Here is a 6,025-nt window from a genome sequence, read left to right on the forward strand (position 1 = left end):
CGTTCCTCGAGACCCTGGCGGCGGCCCTGATTGCCGCGGCTGGGCTGGCTGCCTGCGGCGGCGGACGTGCCCCCGCCAGCCTCTCCGAAATCCGCGTCGGCTACTTCCCGAACATCACCCACAGCCAGGCCTTGATCGGCATGGCGCGTGGCGATTTCCAGCAGGCGCTCGGCGAGGGCATCTCGATCAAGGCCACGCAGTTCAACGCCGGTCCGTCTGTGATCGAGGCGATGTTCGCTGGTGAACTGGATCTCGCTTACATTGGCCCGAACCCGGCCATCAACGGCTACGTCCGCAGTGGCGGCGAGGCGCTGCGCATCGTGGCTGGGGCCACCAGCGCCGGCGCCTCGCTGATCGTCCGGCCCGAAGCCGGCATCACCCGCCCCGAGGACTTGGACGGCAAGCGAATCGCCTCACCGCAGCTCGGCAACACCCAGGATGTCGCCCTCCGGGCGTATCTCGCCGACCACGGCCTGCTCCCCGCTGAACGAGGCGGAACGGTGCAGGTCCTGCCGACCAAGAACCCGGAAATCCTCGACCTGTTCCGCCTCGGGCGAATCGACGGCGCTTGGGTCCCGGAACCTTGGGCCACACGTTTGATCGTCGAAGGCGGAGGCCAGCTCTTCCTCGATGAACGCGACTTGTGGCCGAACGGCGATTTCACGACCGCCATGGTGATCGTCAGCACCTCGTTCCTCAATGAGCACCCCGATGCGGTCCGCGCCTGGCTCGAAGCCCACGTCGACGTCACCCAGTGGACGCTGGAGAACCCGGCCGAGGCCCGCCAGATCCTGAACCAGGAGATCGAGAACCTTACCGGGCAGGCCCTGCCGGCGGAAGTGCTGGAGGGCGCCTCGAGCCGGATGCGGATCACCTACGACCCGATCTCCGCCTCGCTGGTCCAGTCGGCTAACGCCGCCTTCCAGGCGGGCTTCCTCGACAGCGAGCCTAACCTGGAGGGCATCTACGACCTCGGCCTGCTCAATCAGGTCCTTCGGGCACACGGCCTGGCGCCGGTGGAGTAGCCGGAGGGATGCGATCTTTTCCGTCAGAAGGGGGAGGCAGATGAGGCTTGAGTTGCATGAGGTCGGAAAAGCCTATCGAACCCGGTGGGGGGTGACGCCGGCCCTGCAGAACGTCACGTTCGCTGTGGCCTCGGGCGAGTTCGTGTGTATCCTGGGTCCCTCGGGCTGCGGGAAGTCCACAGCCCTCTCCATCATCGCCGGTCTCGAAACGCCGGACAGCGGCCAGGTTCTCCAGGATGCCATCCCGGTCTCCGGGCCGGGGAGCGACCGGGTCGTAATCTTTCAGGAAGAGGCGCTCTTCCCGTGGCTGAACGTCCTTGACAACGCCTCGTTCGGCCTAGAGGTGGCTGGCGTCCGGCGCAAGGAACGGCAGGCACGTGCCATGGAGCAGCTGCGCATGGTCGGGCTGGAGCGGTTCGGGCGGGCCTCCGTGCACGAGCTCTCCGGCGGGATGAAGCAGCGCGCCGCCCTCGCCCGGGCGCTTGCCATGGATCCCAAAGTGCTGTTGATGGATGAGCCGTTCGCCGCCCTCGACGCCCAAACGCGCGACCGGCTGCATGGGGAAGTCCAGAGTATCTGGCTGCGGACGAACAAGACGATCCTCTTCGTCACCCACAACGTTCGGGAGGCTTTGGTGCTGGGCGACCGCATCCTCTTGATGTCGGCGGGTCCCGGAACCATCAAGCAAGACTACCACATTGACTTGCCTCGCCCACGGGAGATGGAGGATCACCGGCTGGTGGACGCCGCCCGCGAGATCCTCGCCGATCTGCGGGTTGAGGTCGAGAAGGAACGGGAGGAGCGCTATGCGAAACTGGCAGATTAGCCTGCTCTTCTTCCTGGCGCTCCTGTTCACGTGGGAGCTGCTCTTCCGTCTTGGCCTGTGGCCTGCGTACGTCTTTCCATCGCCGACATCGGTCGCCGCCGCTCTGGTGAAAGGGTTTGCCAGCGGCCAATACATCCTGGCCATCGCCACCAGCCTGCGCCGAATTGCCATCGGCTACGGTCTATCGATCGTGGCCGGGGTTCCGCTGGGGCTGCTGCTGGGCCGCAGCCGGCTGATGCAGGCCTCCCTCGGCTCGCTGGTCGTCGGCCTGCAGGCGTTGCCCAGCATCTGCTGGCTGCCCCTGGCCTTGCTGTGGTTTGGCCTTGGCGAGACGGCGATCCTGTTCGTTGTCGTGATGGGTGCCCTGCTGGCCATCACGATCTCCACTGCCGACGGCGTGCGAAACACGCCGCCGGTGTACCTGCGGGCAGCCCGCACAATGGGCGCCCGCGGGATGCGACTATACGCCCGGGTCGTCCTGCCTTCGGCCTTCCCGAGCATCATTTCCGGGATGAAGCTCGGTTGGTCGTTCGCCTGGCGCTCACTGATGGCCGGTGAGCTGCTGTTCATCACCCTCGGCTTGGGACAGGCGCTGGCGATGGGGCGCGAGCTGAACAACATGAGCGCCGTGATTGCCGTCATGCTGATCATCATTGCCATCGGGCTGGGGGTGGACCGGCTGTTCTTCGCGCCGGTTGAGCGCAGAATCCGCGAGCGCTGGGGATTGCAGGCCGCGGCGCGGTAGTTGGCCGTTGCCACGATCACACCCATCGGGCTGGTGCAGCCGGCCCTGCCCTCCGCCAAGCCTGTGGCCTCGGGCGGTTTCGCCTCGGTCGCGCCGTGGGCTCAGCTGAGATAGTCGCGCAGATGGCGGCTTCGGGTCGGGTGACGCAGTTTGCGCAACGCCTTGGCCTCGATTTGACGGATGCGCTCGCGGGTCACATTGAAGTACTTCCCCACTTCTTCCAGGGTGTAGTCCTTGCCGTCTTGCAGCCCGAAGCGCATCTCCAGCACCTGGCGCTCACGCTCGGTGAGCGCCGAGAGGGCGCTCTGGACCTGGTCCTTCAGCAGCACCCGAGCGGCCGCGTCCACCGGCTCGGGCAGCGTTTCGTCTTCGATGAAATCGCCAAGCTGGCTGGACTCCTCGGTCCCGACCGGGGTCTCTAGCGACATCGGCTCCTGGGCGATGCGCATGATGCGCCGCACCTTGGATGCCGCCCGGTGCCAACTCCGATCGAGCGCCGGGTCGAGCGGAATCTCCTCAGCGCGTGCCCGCAGGATGGCGGCTACCTCGCTCGGCTCCATCAGGTCCATTTCGAGCGCCAGCTCCTCCGAGGTTGGCTCCCGGCCCAACTCCTGGACCATGCGCCGCTGGACGCGCATCAGGCGGTTGATCGTCTCGACCATATGCACCGGAATGCGGATGGTGCGGGCCTGGTCGGCGATTGCCCGGCTGATGGCCTGGCGGATCCACCAGGTGGCATAGGTGCTGAACTTGTAGCCCTTGGCCGGATCGAATTTCTCCACTGCCCGCAGCAGCCCGATGTTTCCCTCCTGAATCAAGTCGAGAAAGGCGATCCCCCGCCCCATGTAGCGCTTGGCCACGCTGACCACCAGCCGCAGGTTGGAACGGATCAGCGCCGCCTGAGCCTCTTCGGCAAGCAGCCCAACCTGCTGTTCATCCGACCGCAATGACCGGGCATCGGGCACCCACTTGAGGAAGGTGCGCACCGGAGGGAGCCCGCCGTAGCGCGCCATCCGCTCAAGCAGCTTCTGCTGTACCGCCGGCGGCATCAGGTACACCATCAGGAAGACATCCAGGGCGTTGCGGGCGGTGTTCTCCCATGCCGGATCGTTGCCCCAGGTGCCATTGTTCAGCCAGCGGCGCAGGAAGGAGGGCATTTCGCCCAGCCAGGTCTTGCGCAGCTGCTGGGCTTCGACCACGATCAGCAGCAGATTCGGCTCCGGATAACGCAGCCGGCGAGCGTCCTCCTGGACACGCTTCCAGGCAGTTCGCATGTCGTCAAACAGCATCTGCTGCGTGGCCAACGCCTGGTCGGCCGCCTTCCGCCGGGAGGCTCGTCCGGCCTGAAGGACCCGCAGCCGCCGCGGGGCCTGCATGCGCACTGCCAGCCAGAGCTCCTGATCTGAGCCCAGCAGCTCGACGCGCCCGATTTCCTTGAGGTACAGCCGGACGGGATCGTCAGCCAGCTCGACGGCGACCGTGAGGTCCTCCGGCTCAAGCTCCTCTTCGGCTGCATCCTCCTCTCCGTCGAACACCTCCTCGACGTCGGGCTCAATCTCAACCGCCTCGCCGTCGACAGATTCAAGCGAGTCCTCAGCTTCGAGTTCGGCCCCGTCCTCGGGTTCGAAGGGAGCCGCCTCCAGCAGGTCGTCTTGGGGTGTGTCGTCGTCGACAGGGATCATGCCACCCTACCGTCTTCCGCTCAGCGCCAGGTATCCGATATCGCCTGACCGCCCGCCCATGGCCTGCTCGACTCGAGACTTCTGCTCCGCCAGGCGCTGGACCTCGCCCACCACTCCGCTCACCAGGCTCTCCGCCTCGCCCGCCGGGGGGCCGCCGGACTGCGCCTCCAGCAGCTGGAATTGCGCCTGACCGAGGGCTGTGTCCAGACGCTGCTTCCGAAGCTGCAGGAAGCGCGCCAGGATCTCATCGGCCACTTTGCGCAGCTGTGGGTCGAGGCTGACCATCTGACCGATGCTCTCCAGGCGTTCGAGCATATCCGCCGCTTCCGCCTGGAGCTCCGGCTCCAGCCGGGCCGACCAGTATTGCGCCGGCTCAACCTGATCCTGCGCCAACCCCTCCCGGGCAGCCTGAAAGATAACCTGACGTTGGGTCCCTGTAAAGTCCGCCCCCGAGATTCGCTCCAACCCTAGCTCCTGAAGTACCCGGTCGAGAGCATACAGCATCTCGGGATCCCTCAGGATCAGGCCCAGGCAGAACTGCTCGACCGCCGACCGGGATCGGCTATCGGCGTCGGAGGCCGGTTGGCTGGGCTGTCGCCGGGCGGCCTTTCCCCGGCCGGGGCTGCCGGCGCGCGGCGCCGATCCCGCCAGGGCCCGCTCGTCGACTTTGATCCGACGGGCCAGGGACTGTCGGTAGGCCTCGCGCTCGACCGGGTCGGCCACATCCTCGATCAGCGGAAGGAGGGTCTTGGCGATCTCGGATTTAACCTTCGGGTCCTCCAGATCCTTCCCCTGGGTCACCACATCCAGCACGTATTCGACGATCGGCTGGGAGGCCTTCACCAGGTTCTCCCAGGCCTCGCTCCCCCTGGCGACAAGCTCGTCCGGATCCAACCCGGCCGGCAGAGTCACCACGCGCACATCCGCATCCAGCCGCCCCTCAAACCGCACCAGGCCCCGGGCTTCGAAGACGGGATCCATCTCGCGGCCCATCGCCTGGCGGGCGACTTCCAGTCCGCGCAGGGTCGCCTGGTAGCCCGCCGCATCGGCATCCAGGGCCAGCACGATCCGCCGCGTGTGCCGCTTGAGCAGCCGGAGCTGGGCTTCGGTGAGCGCCGTCCCCATTGGGGAGACCACGTTGGCCTGGCCTGCCTGGTGGAGTGCGATCACGTCCAGGTAGCCCTCAACCAGCACAGCCTGACCGGAGGTCCGGATCGCCTTACGGGCCTTGTCCAGGCCATACAGCAGTCTGCCTTTGTCGAACAGCGCCGTCTGCGGTGAGTTAAGGAACTTGGGCACGTCACTGGGATCGACAATCCGGGCGCCGAAACCTGCCAGCCGACCGCGGCCATCCCGGATCGGCAGCATGATCCGGTTCCGGAAGCGGTCGTGCTGTATCCCGCCCGATCCCTCGGAGACCAGCCCGGCCTCGGCCATATCCTGAAGCGAGAACCGCTTCTCACTCAGGAAGTCCATGGTCGTGGTCCAGCCTGGGGGAGCATATCCCACTTCGAAGCTCTCAAGCGCCGATATCTCGAGGCCGCGCCCCTGCAGGTAGGCCAAGACCGGCGCGCCGGCAGCGGTCGCCGTCAGGTGATGACGGTAATAGGCGCTGGCCGCTTCCAGCAAGGATCGTAGTCGGGCATGGGTCTCCTCGTCGGCGCTCTCCCCGGCCTCGCGCTCGGGCAGCTCGACGCCGGCGCGCGCGGACAGTACTCGCAGTGCCTCCTTGAAGTCCAGGCCATCC

At 66.5% G+C, this 6,025-nt stretch carries 4 protein-coding genes and 2 pseudogenes; 3 read left to right on the forward strand and 3 right to left on the reverse strand.

Features of this window, described 5'->3' with window-relative positions; translation table 11 throughout:
- The 3 genes from MUO23_12725 to MUO23_12735 all read left to right on the forward strand — a co-directional run.
- The coding region (locus MUO23_12725) for an ABC transporter substrate-binding protein (protein ID MCJ7513818.1) at positions 1-1,025 on the forward strand (1,025 nt) is incomplete at its 5' end.
- Positions 1,026-1,065: 40 nt separating this feature from the next.
- A complete protein-coding gene (locus MUO23_12730) occupies positions 1,066-1,851 on the forward strand; it encodes an ABC transporter ATP-binding protein (GenBank protein ID MCJ7513819.1) in 786 nt (261 codons plus the stop codon).
- Entirely contained in the window at positions 1,832-2,596 is a 765-nt protein-coding gene (locus tag MUO23_12735; protein MCJ7513820.1) for an ABC transporter permease, read from the forward strand. Before MUO23_12730 ends, MUO23_12735 begins: the two co-directional genes overlap by 20 nt.
- 101 nt (positions 2,597-2,697) lie before the next feature.
- Here MUO23_12735 and rpoD read toward each other — a convergent pair.
- The 3 genes and pseudogenes from rpoD to dnaG all read right to left on the reverse strand — a co-directional run.
- Positions 2,698-3,585, reverse strand: a pseudogene (rpoD, locus tag MUO23_12740) (RNA polymerase sigma factor RpoD).
- A 420-nt stretch (positions 3,586-4,005) separates the two neighbouring features.
- Positions 4,006-4,278: pseudogene (locus tag MUO23_12745) on the reverse strand (hypothetical protein).
- A gap of 6 nt (positions 4,279-4,284) precedes the next feature.
- Positions 4,285-6,025 (reverse strand): DNA primase (dnaG, locus tag MUO23_12750; GenBank protein MCJ7513821.1); only part of this gene is annotated, 1,741 nt, incomplete at its 5' end.

Source organism: Anaerolineales bacterium, assembly GCA_022866145.1.
Taxonomy (GTDB): domain Bacteria; phylum Chloroflexota; class Anaerolineae; order Anaerolineales; family E44-bin32; genus PFL42.

Excerpts from the sequence above, each read along its gene's own strand:
- MUO23_12730 (MCJ7513819.1), top strand. The coding sequence starts at position 1,066 with ATGAGGCTTGAGTTGCATGAGGTCGGAAAAGCCTATCGAACCCGGTGG.
- MUO23_12735 (MCJ7513820.1), top strand. The coding sequence starts at position 1,832 with ATGCGAAACTGGCAGATTAGCCTGCTCTTCTTCCTGGCGCTCCTGTTC.